This window comes from Pectobacterium parmentieri (assembly GCF_001742145.1).
In the GTDB taxonomy this organism is placed as follows: domain Bacteria; phylum Pseudomonadota; class Gammaproteobacteria; order Enterobacterales; family Enterobacteriaceae; genus Pectobacterium; species Pectobacterium parmentieri.
This window is the reverse complement of the sequence record NZ_CP015749.1, coordinates 3,995,221-4,010,838: the sequence shown is the minus strand read 5'-3', so window position 1 is coordinate 4,010,838 and position 15,618 is coordinate 3,995,221. Positions and strand designations below refer to the sequence as shown.

Here is a 15,618-nt window from a genome sequence, read left to right as displayed (position 1 = left end):
TTGATCAGACGAGAGAAGCACCCTGAACCCTTGTTTTCTCGTCTTTTTTTCCGCAGATGATTCCTGTTGCGTGGTTTCAGCAGGGTGACGAAGGAAGAATAACGAAATATCCACTCCTCCGCTCGGGACATCCGTCGTGAATACAGCATTCCGTTTTAATGAAGAGTGGTGTTCTTATGTCTGCGAATAACAGCAGGTTGATAAAGCTTCTAGTTATCCTTTGTATTGCCGGTGGCTTATGGCTATTACCGGTTCCCGATGGGGTTAAACCCGATGCCTGGCATCTGATGGCGATTTTTATTGCCACAGTGGTCGGTCTGATTCTCTCTCCTTACCCGCTTGGCGCGATGGCGATGTTCAGCCTGACCACGGTCGCCATATTAGGGTTATTATCTATTAAAGATGTGTTGGCGGGTTTTAGCGATCCCACCATTTGGATGATCGCCTGTGCCTTCTTTATCTCTCGCGGTTTTATCAAAACGGGCTTTGGTCGGCGTATTGGTCTGCTGTTCATCAGCAAGTTGGGGAATAGCTCTCTCGGTCTGGCGTATGGTCTGGTGTTTACCGATCTGTTGTTCGCTCCGGCGATGCCTTCCACATCTGCACGCTGCGGCGGGATCATCACTCCGCTGTTTCGCTCGATTGCCGAAGCCTATGATTCTACGCCGGAAAAAGGCACGCAGCGTCGCATTGGTGCGTTCCTGGTGCAGTCCATTTTCCAGTGTAACGCCGTGACTTCCGCGATGTTCATGACCTCCATGGCGGGCAACCCAATGGTGGCGAAGCTGGCTTCCCAGTTTGGTATCCACATCAGTTGGACGGATTGGGCGTTAGCGACACTGCTGCCGGGCTTCCTGTCTTTGGCGCTGATCCCTTACCTGATCTACCGCTTCTATCCGCCTGAACTGAAGAAAACCTCAGAAATGCGTGCGATCGCCGTCGAAAGACTGCGCGAGATGGGCAAAATGACCCGCGATGAGTGGGTCGTGCTGGGCGTGTTTCTGGGTCTGGTGACGTTCTGGGTATTGGGCTCTACGCTGAATATCGACGCGACTCTGACTGCGCTGGCTGGCCTGAGCGTGCTGTTGCTCAGCCGTGCGCTGACCTGGGACGACGTGGTCAGTGAGAAAGAAGCCTGGCACACCGTGGTATGGTTTGCCGTGCTGATGACGCTGGCTGGCCAGCTTAACAAAATGGGTCTGATTGCCTGGTTGGGCGGATTGGCCGGTAATGCGGTCAGCGGAATGCACTGGCTGCCAATGCTGGGTCTGCTGCTGCTGGTTTACTACTACAGCCACTACCTGATGGCGAGTGCGATTGCCCACATCAGTGCCATGTACGCAATTTTTGTCTCTATCGCACTGGCAGCCGGCGCACCGCCGATGCTGACCGTACTGGTGTTCGGTATCTTCAGTAACCTGTTTATGTCTACGACCCACTACTCCAGTGGCCCGGCACCCATTTTGTTCGGCACAGGCTACGTACCGCTGGGAACCTGGTGGAAGATCGGCTTCCTGGTCAGTCTGGTTATCATCCCTATTTGGCTGGGCGTGGGTAGTATGTGGTGGAAACTGCTCGGTTTCTGGTAACAACGTAGATACCACGGGCTTTCCTGATGCGAGACATTCCTGACACAAAAAATGTACCGCAATAGGTTAAGCCTGATTTCATTTCTTTAAGCCTACGCCCTGTCCCTGTGACGGGGCGTATGCATCACGACACGCGAAACGCGGCGAAACAGTATAAGATAACGGTGTGATGATGTTTGTTTCGGAGAGTGACATGGGCAAGAAAAAGGCACCGCTAAAGCTGGGTACATCGGTGTTTTTGATGGTGTCAGTGGTACTTGGCGCGGTGTTGTTGGTGGTCTATTCCCTGCTGTTTTTTCGTATTAATCAGCTTTCGGAAGATCATCTGCGAGAAAAAGCCTTTGCCATTGCTCGCACATTTGCGTCCTCTCCCGTTGTTATTGATGAACTCAAAGGGATTGGCCGACCGGAGGAAGTGCAGATTGCTGCGGAGACTATCCGCCAGCGTAATCAACTGCTCTTCGTCACCGTCACGGATATGGATACGGTGCGCCATAGCCACCCTGAACCGGAAAGAATTGGCGAATATTTCGCGGGTCGGGATATCTATCCCGCGCTGTTGGGCATGGAGAATACCGCGATAAACCGGGGTACGCTCGATCCGGCGCTGCGGGTATTTACGCCGGTTTTTGACAATAACCATAAGCAGGTTGGCGTTGTTGCGCTGGGGATTGCCCTAACCAGCGTGCAGAAGGTGATCAGCGATAACCGCTGGATGATTCCCTGGACGTTATTGGCGGGGGCGCTGGTTGGCTGGTTGGGTACGCTGATTTTGGTGAAGATACTCAAGCGTATTATGCTGGGATTCGAACCGTTTGAGATATCGAACCTGTTTGAACAGCGCAACGCGATGCTAAAACACATCAAAGAAGGGGTTATTGCGGTCGATCAACATGGTCGGATTACGGTAATCAATGATGAGGCGCGACGGCTTTTTCGGCAGAATCATCCACAGGGCAGTGAAAAGCCGGTGCTGAAGCCAACTGAGCGAGTCAGCGAACAGTGGCTTGAGCATCTGCATTTGAAACAGGTGCTGGAGAGCGGTACGCCGCGGCGCGATGAAGAGATTAACTTTAACGGGCATCTGCTGCTGACCAACACGGTTCCGGTTTTTGTGAAGGGCGATATTATCGGCGCGATTGCGACGTTCCGTGATAAAACGGAGATCAGCCAGTTACTGCAACGGTTGAGTGGGATGTCCTACTATGCGGATGCGCTGCGTGCGCAGTCGCATGAGTTTATGAATAAGCTGCACGTCATCTTAGGGATGTTGCACTTAAAATATTACTCGCAGTTGGAAGACTATATCCTGAAGACCGCCAATAATTATCAGGCGGAGATTGGTTCGATTATTCGTAAAGTGAAATCGCCAGTGATTGCTGGCTTCCTGTTGGGTAAAATCAACCGAGCGCGCGATCTCGGCATTACGCTCTCCATCAGTGAGGAGAGTCTGCTGCCGGATACCGATGATGTCGATGCCACGAATGAATTGATTACCGTATTGGGTAATCTGATTGAGAATGCGATGGACGCAATTGATGAGCAGGAAAACTGTGAAATCAGCGTGAGTTTCCATCATCAGAATAGCCGCCTTCACTGTACCGTGGGGGATGACGGCCCTGGCATTTCGTTGGAAAGTCAGGCGCGCATTTATGAACAGGGATTCTCTACCAAAGGCAGCGGGCGCGGTATTGGCCTGTACCTGACCAAACAGAGTCTGGAGAAGATTGGCGGCACTATCGAGTTTGAATCAGAACCTGATGTGTACACCCAGTTTTTCGTTACTATTCCTTATCAAGCAAGGCTGTTTGACCATGATTAATGTACTGATTGTTGATGACGATGCCATGGTTGCAGAGCTTAACAAATCTTATCTGAACCAGGTTTCTGGATTTAGCTGCTATGCGACTGTCCCCACGTTGCAGCAGGCGCGCAACCTGCTGATGCAACCTGACTCGGAAATCGATTTGGTACTGCTGGATATTTACATGCAGCAGGATAATGGACTGGATCTGCTGCCGACTATCCGTGAATTCAGTGAAAAGACGGATGTCATCATCATCTCTTCTGCCAGCGACGTGTATACCATCAAAAAAGCGCTGCACTACGGCGTGGTGGATTATCTGATTAAGCCTTTCCAGTTTTCGCGTTTCGAACAGGCGCTTACCGCCTATCGCGAAGAAGCGAACTTGTTCAAGCACCGCGATTTTGTTGCGCAGTCGGACATTGATAGTCTGATTCGCCGCACCAGCGGTAGCACGGCCAGCGAGCGCAAGAAATTGCCGAAAGGGCTGACCAGCCTGACATTGCGTACCGTCTGCGAGTGGATTGAAGGCAATCAGGGCATCGAGTTCTCTACCGAAATGCTGGCCAATGCGATTGGCATTTCGCGCGTTTCCTGCCGTAAATACCTGATTTACCTGTCTGACACCAATATCCTGACCACCAATATCCTGTACGGTTCGACGGGGCGGCCGGTTTACCTGTATCGCCTGTTGCCAGAAAAGCAGGACTCATTGCGTCAGTACTGTGAATGAAGAGCTGTGAATAGGTAGCTGTAAATAGAGTTGGCAGAAACAGAAACAAGGCGGGAGCGATCCCGCCTTGTGCTTATATACAATTCAGTGATGATGAAACCAGATGGAGCCGGTTTAGTGGAACACGATAAATTTATGCAATATGGCCGTGGGCTAGGGTTATGGCGTAACCCACGGGAAAATATTAAGCCCGAACCAATAAATTACTTCAGGGATGACCCGATTTACCTCACGTCCTCAAAAGGAGAATGGGTTAATCAAATTCAAGAGTGCAAGAAAGAAATTAACCCATTAGAGAATGGCGTATTTATCTGGACAGAAATTAAGGGTACAGGCCACGCCTTTGTCTCAGTGCATGAGGGTAATAATGCCTCTGTTTTTACCTATGGCCGCTTTGGTCGACGGTCTGGTGTTGCCGGAGCTGTTGGTGATGGCATCTTAAATTTTTTGCGATTTGAAGATGCGCGGAAATATTATAGAGAAGAACTGTACAAAATGGAGGCTAAGGCATTTGTCATTACAGATGCAGAGCCTGCAATTGCAAGAAGGTATTTTGAAACGTTGTGGAGTTCAGGGGACAAGGTGAAAGAAACCATCAAGATGGGAAAAAGCACTAAAATAAACGGACGTACAATCGATCAATATGATGTTACAGGCGTGAACTGTACAACTCATGCAACAAAAGGCGTGAAGATTGCGGGATCAAAGATATTTGAGGGAGGATATACAATTAGCTCTCAGATACGGATTAATTACGAAGAAGATTTTGCTGTGCCGGTATCGCTACAGCGATATTTAGAACGAAAAAATGCTGAACCATCGATGCTTGTTGTTGATATGACCAGTGAGTTTAGAAAGCAGTACCCGAATACTGATAATGACACACCGATAAGCGAAGATACCACGTTAAGAGTCGTGTCCGAGGTCGTTTCTGGTATAGGTAACATTTCACCTTATTCTGGCGGTACTATCGATGGCTTATTAGACGGGATGCATGATGTTAACAAGTAAGTGCAAAGCATTTATTCGATGGGGCAGTATTTTCCTTGTCTCTTTTTTTTATTTGATTAGCATTGCCATTTTTTCTTTTGGACATGTTCACGATAAGGAAAGAATGGTTTTTCTATCTGATAAAACCGTGTCAGTTGAATACCATTTTGCGATATTGGCTGATATGCAAGAGTCTATGAACTCCATGTATTTAGCCACACTAATTGGTTTCCCAATTAGTGTGATCCTGATTATGATCATTTTCAAAAAGGTTAGATAAGAGCGCGGTTGATGGGGGATTAGCGTAGCTCTGCATTCAATAAGGTTTCCCCCTGGTTGGGGGAAACCGTGATACTGAGATTAAGCAGCCCAGCTCAACAGCAGCGTAGCGGCGATGACGGTAGATGCGCCGCCGATGCGCGTAGCGATCTGTGCGAACGGCATCAGAGACATCCGGTTAGAGGCGGATAGAATTGCTACGTCACCAGTACCACCTAGCCCGCTGTGGCACGTGGTCACGATGGAAGCCTCAATCGGGTACATATTCAGATAAGGTGCAATCAGGAAGCTCACCAGCGCCATGGACAGCACCACAGAACCACAGACGATCACATAACCCACAGAGAATACGGCGACGACGCTCTCCAACGGGATATATAGCATGCCAAGCCCGATCATCAGCGGCCACACCAGAGAACTCGATACGAATTTGTAAACGCTGTGTGCACCGGTTTCCATAATGGCAGGAATAACGCGTCCGTATTTGCAGAAAACGGCGATCAGAATCATCAATACTGGACCAGGGATGTGAACCAGTTTCTCAAACAGACCACCGACGATGAAGAAGGCGCAAATCATCAACAGCCCGCCGCCCATCAGGTGAAAATCGACCGGTTTTGGTGCATCGTTTACGGCAAACATCGCGTTGTCTTCATCGCTGCGAACCAAGCGGCCTTCACCGTTCAGATCCTTACGGCGCATACCGAGACGAGACAGCACGCCAGCACACAGAATTGCGAAGATGTTACCGACAACGGCTGCGGGGGCTAACTGAGCGACATAAACGTCTGGGCTTTGTCCCAGAATGGCAGAGTAGGCGAGGGACAGCGGCAGGATGCCTTCACCAATACCCCCACCGATGATTGGCACGATAATGAAGAAGAAGGTGTGATAGACGCTGTAACCGCACAACTTACCGACCAGCAAGCCGGTTGCCAGCGCTGTCGCGGTGCCGATGACCAGCGGAACGAACATGCGCACCATCCCCTGAATCAGGATTTTGCGGTTCATACCCAAGATACTGCCGACCACCAGACAGGCGATGACGAAATACAGGAAATTCGCCTCTTTCATCAACAGGTGTACGGTTTTCATGGTGTTGTCATTGAATAAATTAAAATACACCATAACGGAAGGCACCATCAGGCACAGAATCGCTGGTCCGCCGATATCCTTGAATACGGGGATGTTGCTGCCAATGTGCGCCAGTAAAAAACCCATTGTCATGATGACGGCGAAACCGCCAATCATGTTTTTAGGCAAATATCCCTCATAGGCAGCGATAGCGACAATCGCGGCAATCGCTATAAACAGCGCAACGGGAACGGAGCCAATTTTCTTTTTAAAGAAGTCGCCGATAAACGATGACTGTGTTTCCAGAGCGAGATCGTTCTCACACAAAATATCAGTTTCAGTTTTTTTCATTATATTCACCCTGCTAGGACAGTTGGTACAGAAAGAAATTACACCCCTGCCGTTACGATATTAATGGTGCATCGTTATCGACATGGATTATGACGTTTTTCTCATCGATATCCGTATGTTTATCGAACGTCGCTAATGCCGATGGCGGCGGGGTGTTTATTATCAGAAAGCAGAAAAATACGTTTTTTTTGTTTTTTATCAATTGGTAACAAAAAGATAAAAAATGATGGATGTTATTTAACAGTGAACCACTTCTGAGGGTAATCTAGCATGAGTAAATGTTAAAAATAATATGTTAATTACGTATTTGTGAACTTATCAGCAACTCTATTTTAAATAACTTACGTCATTTTTTTGTAATTAAAATAATTATTCATGGGAGGTTAGGGGATTAAAAATAGGAGGGAGATAAATCATAGGATGAAAAATACCACTTTATGAGAATAAGTAAATAGCGTGTTCCATTTTAATGAAAATATTTATTTAACTAAAATACCCAATTAATTATTGAGCAATATCATTTTCTCGCGGGTTATCCTCTCAATAAGGAGATAACCGCGAGAGCTAAACAGTGATGCCAGAGAAGCACGAAGGGACAAGAGAGTCCCTATTGGGTAGGCTAATGCATTATCTTTTCAAACGATAAATGTCGTTAAAACGGACGTTCATTCCACCACATTGACCATTTAGTTATATAAATATCAGCATCGATGAGTGAAGGATAACATCGCGTCTGACATCGGCGAGAAAGGGGCGACACCGATTGTGTATGGCAGATTGAGTAAAAGCAGAGTGGGTGTTGCACGGAATAATAGGTTTTTGGCCCGTTGAAGAGGGGAAAGCAAAGTTTTTTTATGTAGCGTAGATAGTCATTCAACGCCTTATGGCGTCATGGTGAATATCAGAATTTCTTATCATCTGTCAGAATTTTCACCTGTTGTTAACGTTTTTAACAAAAAATAGTGCTCAGATCTTGGACATGTAAGACCAGATGACTATAGTTTTTTTAATGGTGATAATTTCTTTTAGTAGACAATGTGTCGGTTTTTATAGCTGGTTTTTAAAAAAATAACAGAATATACGACTTAAATTATGTGATAAGTATGTATTTTATGTATTAACAAAATGTAAGGAATTTTTGTAAATCCTTACAGCTTATATTGACGTCACCTCCATCTGTTGAGAAATTGAGATAGTCATAGGGATATAAGGAGGAAAGCAGCGGCTTGTTTGAATGATCCTACGTCTTCATTCAGCATCCGTGAACGGGTTGTGACGCTTCAAGGTATAGGTTGTCATTATTATGACTATATTGAATAGCGTGGCGACGATTTGTTCTGGTGACCACGATTCCTCCCCCAGTATTTTAATTTTGCCTTCGGGCGACAGGGTACAGACCGCAGCACGTAAAAATACAGGTCTGCCCAACCCTACCCAATTGATTTCGAGATGCATGACAGGACATCAGCGTTGTTAACACCTGCGTTTTTTCTCGATCGCGCTTTTAACGATCGTGTTTTTAATCACCGGGTTAACGTGTATGCAGCTTGGCATCGGACGGGTATAGCACACAACATCATCCACAATGGAGCATAAGTAATGGAAAAATCCCTGGTTAAATCAAGGGTGCTGAAGTTCGGCCTTGGCTTACTCGCCCTGTCCGTCGCTGCGGGCGTTCAGGCAAAAACGTTGGTTTACTGCTCAGAAGGTTCTCCGGAAGGTTTTAACCCACAGTTGTTCACCTCCGGTACGACATTTGATGCCAGCTCTATTCCTATTTATAACCGTCTGGTGGAATTTAAAGACGGCACCACGGACACTGGCCCGGGTTTGGCTGAAAAATGGGATATTAGCGAAGACGGCAAAACGTATACCTTCCATTTGCGCAAAGGCGTGAAATGGCAAGATAACAAGGATTTCAAACCTTCCCGTGAATTCAATGCTGATGACGTGATTTTCTCCTTCATGCGTCAGCAGGATGCCAACCACCCGTACCATAAAGTTTCTGGCGGCAGCTATGAATACTACCAAGGTATGGGTATGCCAGAGTTGGTTAGCAAAGTCGAAAAAGTAGACGATTATACCGTCCGCTTTGTGCTGAGCCGCCCTGAAGCGCCATTCCTGGCAAACCTGGCGATGGACTTTGCTTCTATCATGTCTGCGGAATACGCGGATAAGATGCTGAAAGCCGGTACGCCAGAGAAGATTGACCTGAACCCAATCGGTACAGGCCCGTTCCAGCTACAGCAGTACCAGAAAGATTCCCGTATTTTGTACAAAGCCTTTGAAGGCTTCTGGGGCAGCAAGCCGGGCGTCGATCGTCTGGTCTTCTCTATCACGCCAGATGCTTCCGTGCGTTACGCCAAGCTGCAAAAAGACGAATGCCAGATCATGCCGTATCCAAACCCGGCCGATCTTGCTCGCATGAAGGAAGACAAAAATATCACGTTGATGGAACAGCCTGGCCTGAACGTTGGCTATTTGTCCTACAACGTTGAGAAAAAACCGCTGGATAACGTCAAGATTCGCCAGGCGCTGAACTATGCGGTCAACAAATCTGCCATCATCGAGGCGGTCTATCAGGGCGCGGGTCAAGCAGCAACCAACCTGATCCCGCCGACCATGTGGGGCTACAACAACGACGTTAAAGACTACAGCTACGATCCTGAGAAAGCGAAAGCCCTGCTGAAAGAAGCGGGTATGGCTGACGGCTTCACTATCGACCTGTGGGCAATGCCGGTACAGCGTCCGTACAACCCGAACGCACGTCGTATGGCGGAAATGATTCAGTCCGACTGGGCGAAAGTGGGTGTGAAAGCCAAGATCGTCACCTACGAGTGGGGCGAGTATCTGAAGCGTGCGAAAGACGGCGAGCACCAGACCGTGCTGATGGGCTGGACGGGCGACAATGGGGACCCAGATAACTTCTTCGCAACCCTGTTCAGTTGCGACGCAGCTAAAAATGGCTCCAACTACTCCAAGTGGTGTTACAAGCCATTTGAAGACCTGATCCAGCCGGCGCGTGCCGTTTCCGATCACGAAAAACGTATTGAATTGTACAAGCAGGCGCAGGTTGTGATGCACGATCAGGCTCCGGCGCTGATTGTCGCGCACTCCACCGTGTATGAGCCAGTGCGTAAAAACGTGAAAGGTTATGTGGTTCAGCCGCGTGGCGTGCATAGCTTCAACAACGTGACGTTGGATTAAGTCAGCCACTCGATTTTCACGGACATTGAAAACCCCGACCTTGCAGTTTCTCGTTAGAGGAACTGTCGAGGCGGGGTTTCTTGCCCGTTAAACTTTTATGGCTGATTTCCCTGCCCGCTACCCTGCGGGCCGTCGCACACGACGTTTAAAATCGCGTCTGGCGATTTTTTAGCTGTGAGCAATGATAAGCCTGATGGCCAATGAGCCAACGGGCATGAATAGAGAGTTCGGGATATGTTGCAGTTCATACTCCGGCGTTTGGGTCTTGTTATCCCAACGTTTATTGGTATCACCCTGTTGACCTTTGCCTTCGTGCACATGATTCCGGGCGACCCGGTCATGATCATGGCGGGGGAACGTGGTATTTCCGCCGAGCGCCATGCGCAATTGCTGGCTGAAATGGGGCTGGATAAGCCGCTTTGGCAGCAATACATCCACTATATCGGCGGTGTGTTACAGGGCGATCTGGGGATCTCCCTCAAGAGCCGCATCCCGGTGTGGGAAGAGTTTGTGCCTCGCTTCAAGGCGACGCTGGAACTGGGTATCTGCGCGATGCTGTTTGCTATCGCGGTTGGGATTCCAGTAGGCGTATTGGCTGCGGTCAAACGCGGTTCCATTTTCGATCATACCTCTGTTGGCCTGGCGCTGACGGGCTACTCCATGCCGATCTTCTGGTGGGGCATGATGCTGATTATGCTGGTCTCCGTTCAACTCGACCTGACGCCTGTTTCGGGACGCGTTAGCGATACCATTTTCCTCGATGACAGCATGCCGCTCACCGGCTTTATGCTGATCGATACCCTGTTCTGGGGCGAAAAAGGCGACTTTATCGATGCGGTTGAACACATGATCCTGCCTGCTATCGTGCTGGGCACCATTCCGCTGGCGGTGATTGTGCGTATGACGCGCTCCGCGATGCTGGAAGTGCTGGGCGAGGACTACATTCGTACCGCCCGCGCCAAAGGGCTGAGCCGCCTGCGCGTGATTGTCGTGCACGCGTTGCGTAATGCGATGTTGCCGGTGGTGACGGTGATTGGTTTGCAGGTCGGCACTATGCTGGCTGGGGCGATCCTGACGGAAACTATCTTCTCCTGGCCGGGGCTGGGGCGGTGGCTGATCGATGCATTGCAGCGTCGTGACTATCCGGTGGTTCAGGGCGGCGTGCTGCTGGTGGCAACCATGATTATTCTGGTTAACCTGCTGGTGGATGTGCTCTACGGCGTGGTTAACCCACGCATCCGTCACAAGAAATAAGGGGAGGCTAAGATGACACATGTCACTTCACCTGTTGTAAACAGCGCGCCGAAGCCGATGACCCCGTTACAGGAATTCTGGCACTATTTTAAACGCAACAAAGGGGCGGTTGTTGGCATGGTGTATGTCGCACTGATGCTGATTATCGCCATGGGAGCCAACGTGTTGGCTCCGCACTTACCTGCCGAGCAGTTTCGCGATGCGCTGCTTCGTCCGCCGGTCTGGCAAGAGGGCGGAAGCTGGCAGTTTATTCTGGGAACGGATGACGTCGGGCGTGATGTCCTGTCCCGTTTGATGTATGGCGCGCGCCTGTCGCTGTTGGTCGGCTGTCTTGTGGTGGTGCTATCGTTGGTGTTGGGGGTGATCTTCGGCCTGCTGGCGGGATATTTCGGCGGGGTGGTCGATGCGCTCATCATGCGTATCGTCGATATCATGCTGGCACTGCCAAGCCTGCTGTTGGCGCTGGTACTGGTCGCCGTCTTCGGGCCTTCAATTGTGAATGCGTCGCTGGCGCTGACCTTCGTGGCGTTGCCGCACTATGTCCGTTTGACGCGCGCGGCGGTGCTGGTGGAAGTTAACCGCGATTACGTCACCGCTTCACGCGTGGCGGGCGCTAGCTCGGCACGCCAGATGTTCATCAATATTCTTCCTAACTGTCTGGCACCGCTGATTGTGCAGGCGTCTCTCGGTTTTTCTAACGCCATTCTTGATATGGCTGCTTTGGGTTTCCTCGGTATGGGCGCACAGCCGCCAACGCCAGAGTGGGGCACCATGCTGGCGGACGTTTTGCAGTTTGCGCAAAGCGCCTGGTGGGTGGTGACGTTCCCCGGTCTGGCAATCCTACTGGCGGTATTGGCGTTTAACCTGATGGGGGACGGCTTGCGTGACGCTCTCGACCCCAAACTCAAGCAGTGATAGAGGTAGAGAGATGGCGTTGCTCAATGTAGATAAACTGTCGGTTCATTTTGGTGATGAGGATCTACCGTTTCGTGCGGTCGATCGTATCAGCTACCAGGTTGAACAAGGTCAGGTCGTCGGTATCGTCGGGGAGTCTGGTTCCGGTAAATCCGTCAGTTCGCTGGCGATTATGGGATTGATTGATTACCCCGGTAAAGTGATGGCCGACAAGCTGGAATTTAACCAGCGTGATTTAACGAAAATTTCTGAGAAAGAACGGCGTAATCTGGTGGGCTCGGAAGTCGCGATGATTTTCCAGGACCCGATGACCAGCTTGAACCCGTGTTACACCGTCGGCTACCAGATTATGGAAGCCATCAAGGTGCATCAGGGCGGTAACCGCAAAACCCGTCGTCAGCGTGCGATTGACCTGCTGACGCTGGTTGGGATCCCCGATCCGGCTTCGCGTCTTGACGTGTATCCACACCAGCTTTCCGGTGGGATGAGTCAGCGCGTGATGATCGCGATGGCGATTGCCTGTCGGCCAAAGCTGTTGATTGCGGACGAACCTACCACAGCACTGGATGTGACTATTCAGGCGCAGATTATCGAACTGCTGCTCGAATTACAGCAGCGCGAGAACATGGCGCTGATCCTGATTACGCACGATTTGGCGCTGGTGGCCGAAGCGGCACACCACATCATCGTGATGTATGCCGGACAGGTGGTGGAATCGGGTAAAGCGGCGGATATTTTCCGTGCTCCCCGCCATCCGTACACTCAGGCGCTGCTACGTGCGCTGCCGGAGTTTGCGGTGGATAAAGCCCGTCTGGCATCGTTGCCGGGCGTGGTGCCGGGTAAATACGATCGCCCGAACGGCTGTCTGTTAAACCCACGCTGCCCCTATGCGCAGGACCGCTGCCGTCAGGAAGAACCTGGGCTACGCGATATTCCTGGCCGTCAGGTGAAATGTCATACACCGCTGGATGATGCGGGGAGGCCAACCCTATGAGTGAACTGAATGCCACATCGCAGCCGTACTTACTGCATGCGATCGATTTGAAAAAACACTATCCGGTGAAAAAGGGCTTTTTTGCGCCGGAGCGGATGGTGAAAGCGCTGGATGGCGTGTCTTTTACGCTGGAGCGCGGTAAAACGCTGGCGGTGGTGGGGGAATCGGGCTGTGGAAAATCTACGCTGGGTCGCCTGCTAACGATGATCGAAACCCCGTCAGAGGGCGAACTGTACTATCAGGGACAGGATCTGCTGAAACCGGATCCTGAAGCGCAGAAGCTGCGTCGCCAAAAGATCCAGATCGTTTTCCAGAATCCTTACGGATCGCTGAATCCGCGTAAGAAGGTTGGCCAGATCCTGGAAGAACCGCTCCAGATCAACACCGAGCTTTCGAAAGCAGAACGCCGTGAAAAAGCGCTGGCGATGATGGCAAAAGTGGGGTTGAAAACAGAGCATTATGATCGCTACCCACATATGTTCTCCGGCGGGCAGCGTCAGCGTATCGCTATCGCCCGTGGGTTGATGCTAGACCCAGACGTGGTGATTGCCGATGAACCGGTTTCGGCACTGGATGTGTCGGTGCGCGCGCAGGTGTTGAACTTGATGATGGACTTACAGCAGGATTTAGGGCTGTCTTACGTCTTTATCTCGCACGACCTGTCCGTGGTCGAGCATATCGCCGATGAAGTGATGGTGATGTATCTGGGCCGCTGTGTTGAGAAGGGCAGTAAAGATGCCATTTTCAACAATCCGCGGCACCCTTATACGCAGGCGTTACTGTCCGCGACGCCGCGCCTGAATCCGGATTTACGCCGCGAGCGCATCAAGCTGATCGGTGAGCTGCCTAGCCCGCTGAACCCACCGCCGGGCTGCGCGTTCAACGCCCGCTGTCAGCGCTGCTTCAGCACCTGCACGCAGTTCCAGCCACAGTTGAAAACCTACGGAGAACAGCAGGTTGCCTGCTTCGCCGTCGATCAGGACGAACAGGGCACCGCAGTCGCCTAGCTTACCTCTGATGCTCCCACGCTGTTGAAGCGTGGGGGCTTATGGCTTTAATCTTATTAAATTCATCATGGATAACGCTGCTCGGAATAACCATTAGGATACTTCTTCATTATTGATTTCAAGTCACCACTCTCATAACAAAATGAAATACTATGAGTAGAGAAATCCGTATGGTCATGCTCTTTTTCATGAACAACAATATCAACCAACATGTCACCGCTGTAATTATAATTTGAAACGCTTGAGCCAAATTTACCATAACTCAGTTCTTTGATAATTTTCCCTCTATCAAAAAGAACATCTATAACAAACGCTAAAGAGTCTACATTGTAAAAACCAATGATTCTAACAACAGAGGTAGAATAAAAATAAAAATCGCTATATTGAATAGACCCAGTTGAGCCAAATCTTTCAACCAGAACAATCTTTCCCTCTGAATCAAACTGCCAAACTTGAATATCTTTTTTTCTTGCTGGAAGGGACGTTAATTCTTTACCTAGCTTAAAACCGAATCTTTCTGCTTCAAAAGGTCTGAAGTTAATCAATCTTCCCTTACTTATCTTCTCTTTAGTTGCCGTATCCTTTACGTCGTTACGGAATTTCTCTAAAAAATGAAGGGACGACGAATTTATTTTTTCAAACTCATACCTAATTTCATCCAAACCTTTCATGTTTCTACCTTGAAATAAAAGCCTATTATTTTATACATAAATATATATTGCAAAACTCATTTTTGAAAGATGCTTTATCACCGATATATCTAAGCCTATCAGAGGCGTTTTCCTTGTAAACATCTGTCGGGGTGGAGGGTGCGCTGGCCGACTTGTATCTGTGGGATCGTTTCCTGTTTACAGGTCTAACTAATACTAATCGCTTCTTTTCCATTAATCAGAACGTCAAAACAAGATTCTATATCCTGACCATATTTATAAACACATTCATCAAAAGCGCCATATATAGCATCGTTGCCATACATTAGGATAATGTGTCCATTATCACATTCTCCTATAGGGAATAATGAGCATTGTGTTATTTTTTCATAGTGTTCAACCTGTTCTTTATGTATTTCCATCATGGATTTTTCAGGGTTTATATAGAAAAATTTGCTCGCTTCATTATTGTTTTTATAAGCAGAATGGTATCCTTGCAGCCCATTATATTTCTGGAGGAATTGAATCAATCCCTCTGAAGGAAAATAGCCAAAACTATTTATAGTAGAGATGCATTTAGATAAATTAATGTCTAATCTTTTTGTTTCACCATATTTTAACGCTAACTCAATTAATTTTTTCATATAAATATCTACTTGTGGGAATTATGCTAAATTACATAGTTTGAAAATCAGTTCAGGAAAGTTATTTTTGCAAAGGAAATCGCCTCAGTATTCAATGAATTTTTATAGGAAAATGAGGAAAATGAGG

12 protein-coding genes are annotated in these 15,618 nt (G+C 49.0%); 9 read left to right on the top strand and 3 right to left on the bottom strand.

Features of this window, described 5'->3' with window-relative positions; translation table 11 throughout:
* Positions 1 to 176: 176 nt before the first annotated feature.
* The 4 genes from A8F97_RS18170 to A8F97_RS18155 all read left to right on the top strand — a co-directional run bounded on the left by A8F97_RS18170 (position 177) and on the right by A8F97_RS18155 (position 5,137).
* Complete coding sequence (locus A8F97_RS18170) at positions 177 to 1,589, top strand: anion permease (protein ID WP_005976758.1); 1,413 nt, start codon at positions 177 to 179, stop codon at positions 1,587 to 1,589.
* Between the two features lie 193 nt (positions 1,590 to 1,782).
* On the top strand, positions 1,783 to 3,411 hold the full coding sequence (locus A8F97_RS18165; RefSeq protein ID WP_012821899.1) for a sensor histidine kinase: 1,629 nt from the start codon (positions 1,783 to 1,785) through the stop codon (positions 3,409 to 3,411).
* On the top strand, positions 3,404 to 4,126 hold the full coding sequence (gene dcuR, locus A8F97_RS18160; RefSeq protein WP_005976762.1) for a two-component system response regulator DcuR: 723 nt from the start codon (positions 3,404 to 3,406) through the stop codon (positions 4,124 to 4,126). Before A8F97_RS18165 ends, dcuR begins: the two co-directional genes overlap by 8 nt.
* Before the next feature lie 117 nt (positions 4,127 to 4,243).
* Entirely contained in the window at positions 4,244 to 5,137 is an 894-nt protein-coding gene (locus A8F97_RS18155; RefSeq protein WP_033072515.1) for a hypothetical protein, read from the top strand.
* A 339-nt stretch (positions 5,138 to 5,476) separates the two neighbouring features.
* Here A8F97_RS18155 and A8F97_RS18145 read toward each other — a convergent pair whose 3' ends face one another.
* Entirely contained in the window at positions 5,477 to 6,820 is a 1,344-nt protein-coding gene (locus tag A8F97_RS18145; protein WP_012821901.1) for a 2-hydroxycarboxylate transporter family protein, read from the bottom strand.
* Between the two features lie 1,599 nt (positions 6,821 to 8,419).
* On the opposite strand from A8F97_RS18145, the gene dppA reads away from it, so the two are divergent.
* The 5 genes from dppA (at position 8,420) to dppF (ending at position 14,197) form a co-directional block, all read left to right on the top strand.
* Positions 8,420 to 10,027 carry a dipeptide ABC transporter periplasmic-binding protein DppA gene (gene dppA, locus A8F97_RS18135; protein ID WP_012821902.1) on the top strand — a complete coding sequence of 536 codons (1,608 nt, stop codon included), beginning with the start codon at positions 8,420 to 8,422 and terminating at the stop codon, positions 10,025 to 10,027.
* 234 nt (positions 10,028 to 10,261) lie between these two features.
* Complete coding sequence (gene dppB / locus A8F97_RS18130; RefSeq protein WP_012821903.1) at positions 10,262 to 11,281, top strand: dipeptide ABC transporter permease DppB; 1,020 nt, start codon at positions 10,262 to 10,264, stop codon at positions 11,279 to 11,281.
* Positions 11,282 to 11,293: 12 nt separating this feature from the next.
* On the top strand, positions 11,294 to 12,196 hold the full coding sequence (gene dppC / locus A8F97_RS18125) for a dipeptide ABC transporter permease DppC (RefSeq protein ID WP_012821904.1): 903 nt from the start codon (positions 11,294 to 11,296) through the stop codon (positions 12,194 to 12,196).
* A 13-nt stretch (positions 12,197 to 12,209) separates the two neighbouring features.
* A complete protein-coding gene (gene dppD / locus A8F97_RS18120) occupies positions 12,210 to 13,190 on the top strand; it encodes a dipeptide ABC transporter ATP-binding protein (RefSeq protein ID WP_012821905.1) in 981 nt (326 codons plus the stop codon).
* On the top strand, positions 13,187 to 14,197 hold the full coding sequence (dppF, locus tag A8F97_RS18115) for a dipeptide ABC transporter ATP-binding subunit DppF (RefSeq protein WP_025919946.1): 1,011 nt from the start codon (positions 13,187 to 13,189) through the stop codon (positions 14,195 to 14,197). The genes dppD and dppF overlap by 4 nt, the downstream gene beginning before the upstream one ends.
* 65 nt (positions 14,198 to 14,262) lie before the next feature.
* Here dppF and A8F97_RS18110 read toward each other — a convergent pair whose 3' ends face one another.
* Entirely contained in the window at positions 14,263 to 14,868 is a 606-nt protein-coding gene (locus A8F97_RS18110; protein WP_012821907.1) for a hypothetical protein, read from the bottom strand.
* A 185-nt stretch (positions 14,869 to 15,053) separates the two neighbouring features.
* Positions 15,054 to 15,491, bottom strand: coding sequence for an SMI1/KNR4 family protein (locus A8F97_RS18105; protein WP_033072382.1), 438 nt, complete (start codon positions 15,489 to 15,491; stop codon positions 15,054 to 15,056).
* Positions 15,492 to 15,618: the final 127 nt, after the last annotated feature.

What these genes read in the sequence shown, in the direction of transcription:
- A8F97_RS18170 (WP_005976758.1), top strand. Translation starts at nt 177, where the DNA reads ATGTCTGCGAATAACAGCAGGTTGATAAAGCTTCTAGTTATCCTTTGT.
- A8F97_RS18165 (WP_012821899.1), top strand. Translation starts at nt 1,783, where the DNA reads ATGGGCAAGAAAAAGGCACCGCTAAAGCTGGGTACATCGGTGTTTTTG.
- dcuR (WP_005976762.1), top strand. Translation starts at nt 3,404, where the DNA reads ATGATTAATGTACTGATTGTTGATGACGATGCCATGGTTGCAGAGCTT.
- A8F97_RS18145 (WP_012821901.1), bottom strand. Translation starts at nt 6,820, where the DNA reads ATGAAAAAAACTGAAACTGATATTTTGTGTGAGAACGATCTCGCTCTG.
- dppA (WP_012821902.1), top strand. Translation starts at nt 8,420, where the DNA reads ATGGAAAAATCCCTGGTTAAATCAAGGGTGCTGAAGTTCGGCCTTGGC.
- dppB (WP_012821903.1), top strand. Translation starts at nt 10,262, where the DNA reads ATGTTGCAGTTCATACTCCGGCGTTTGGGTCTTGTTATCCCAACGTTT.
- dppC (WP_012821904.1), top strand. Translation starts at nt 11,294, where the DNA reads ATGACACATGTCACTTCACCTGTTGTAAACAGCGCGCCGAAGCCGATG.
- dppD (WP_012821905.1), top strand. Translation starts at nt 12,210, where the DNA reads ATGGCGTTGCTCAATGTAGATAAACTGTCGGTTCATTTTGGTGATGAG.
- dppF (WP_025919946.1), top strand. Translation starts at nt 13,187, where the DNA reads ATGAGTGAACTGAATGCCACATCGCAGCCGTACTTACTGCATGCGATC.
- A8F97_RS18110 (WP_012821907.1), bottom strand. Translation starts at nt 14,868, where the DNA reads ATGAAAGGTTTGGATGAAATTAGGTATGAGTTTGAAAAAATAAATTCG.
- A8F97_RS18105 (WP_033072382.1), bottom strand. Translation starts at nt 15,491, where the DNA reads ATGAAAAAATTAATTGAGTTAGCGTTAAAATATGGTGAAACAAAAAGA.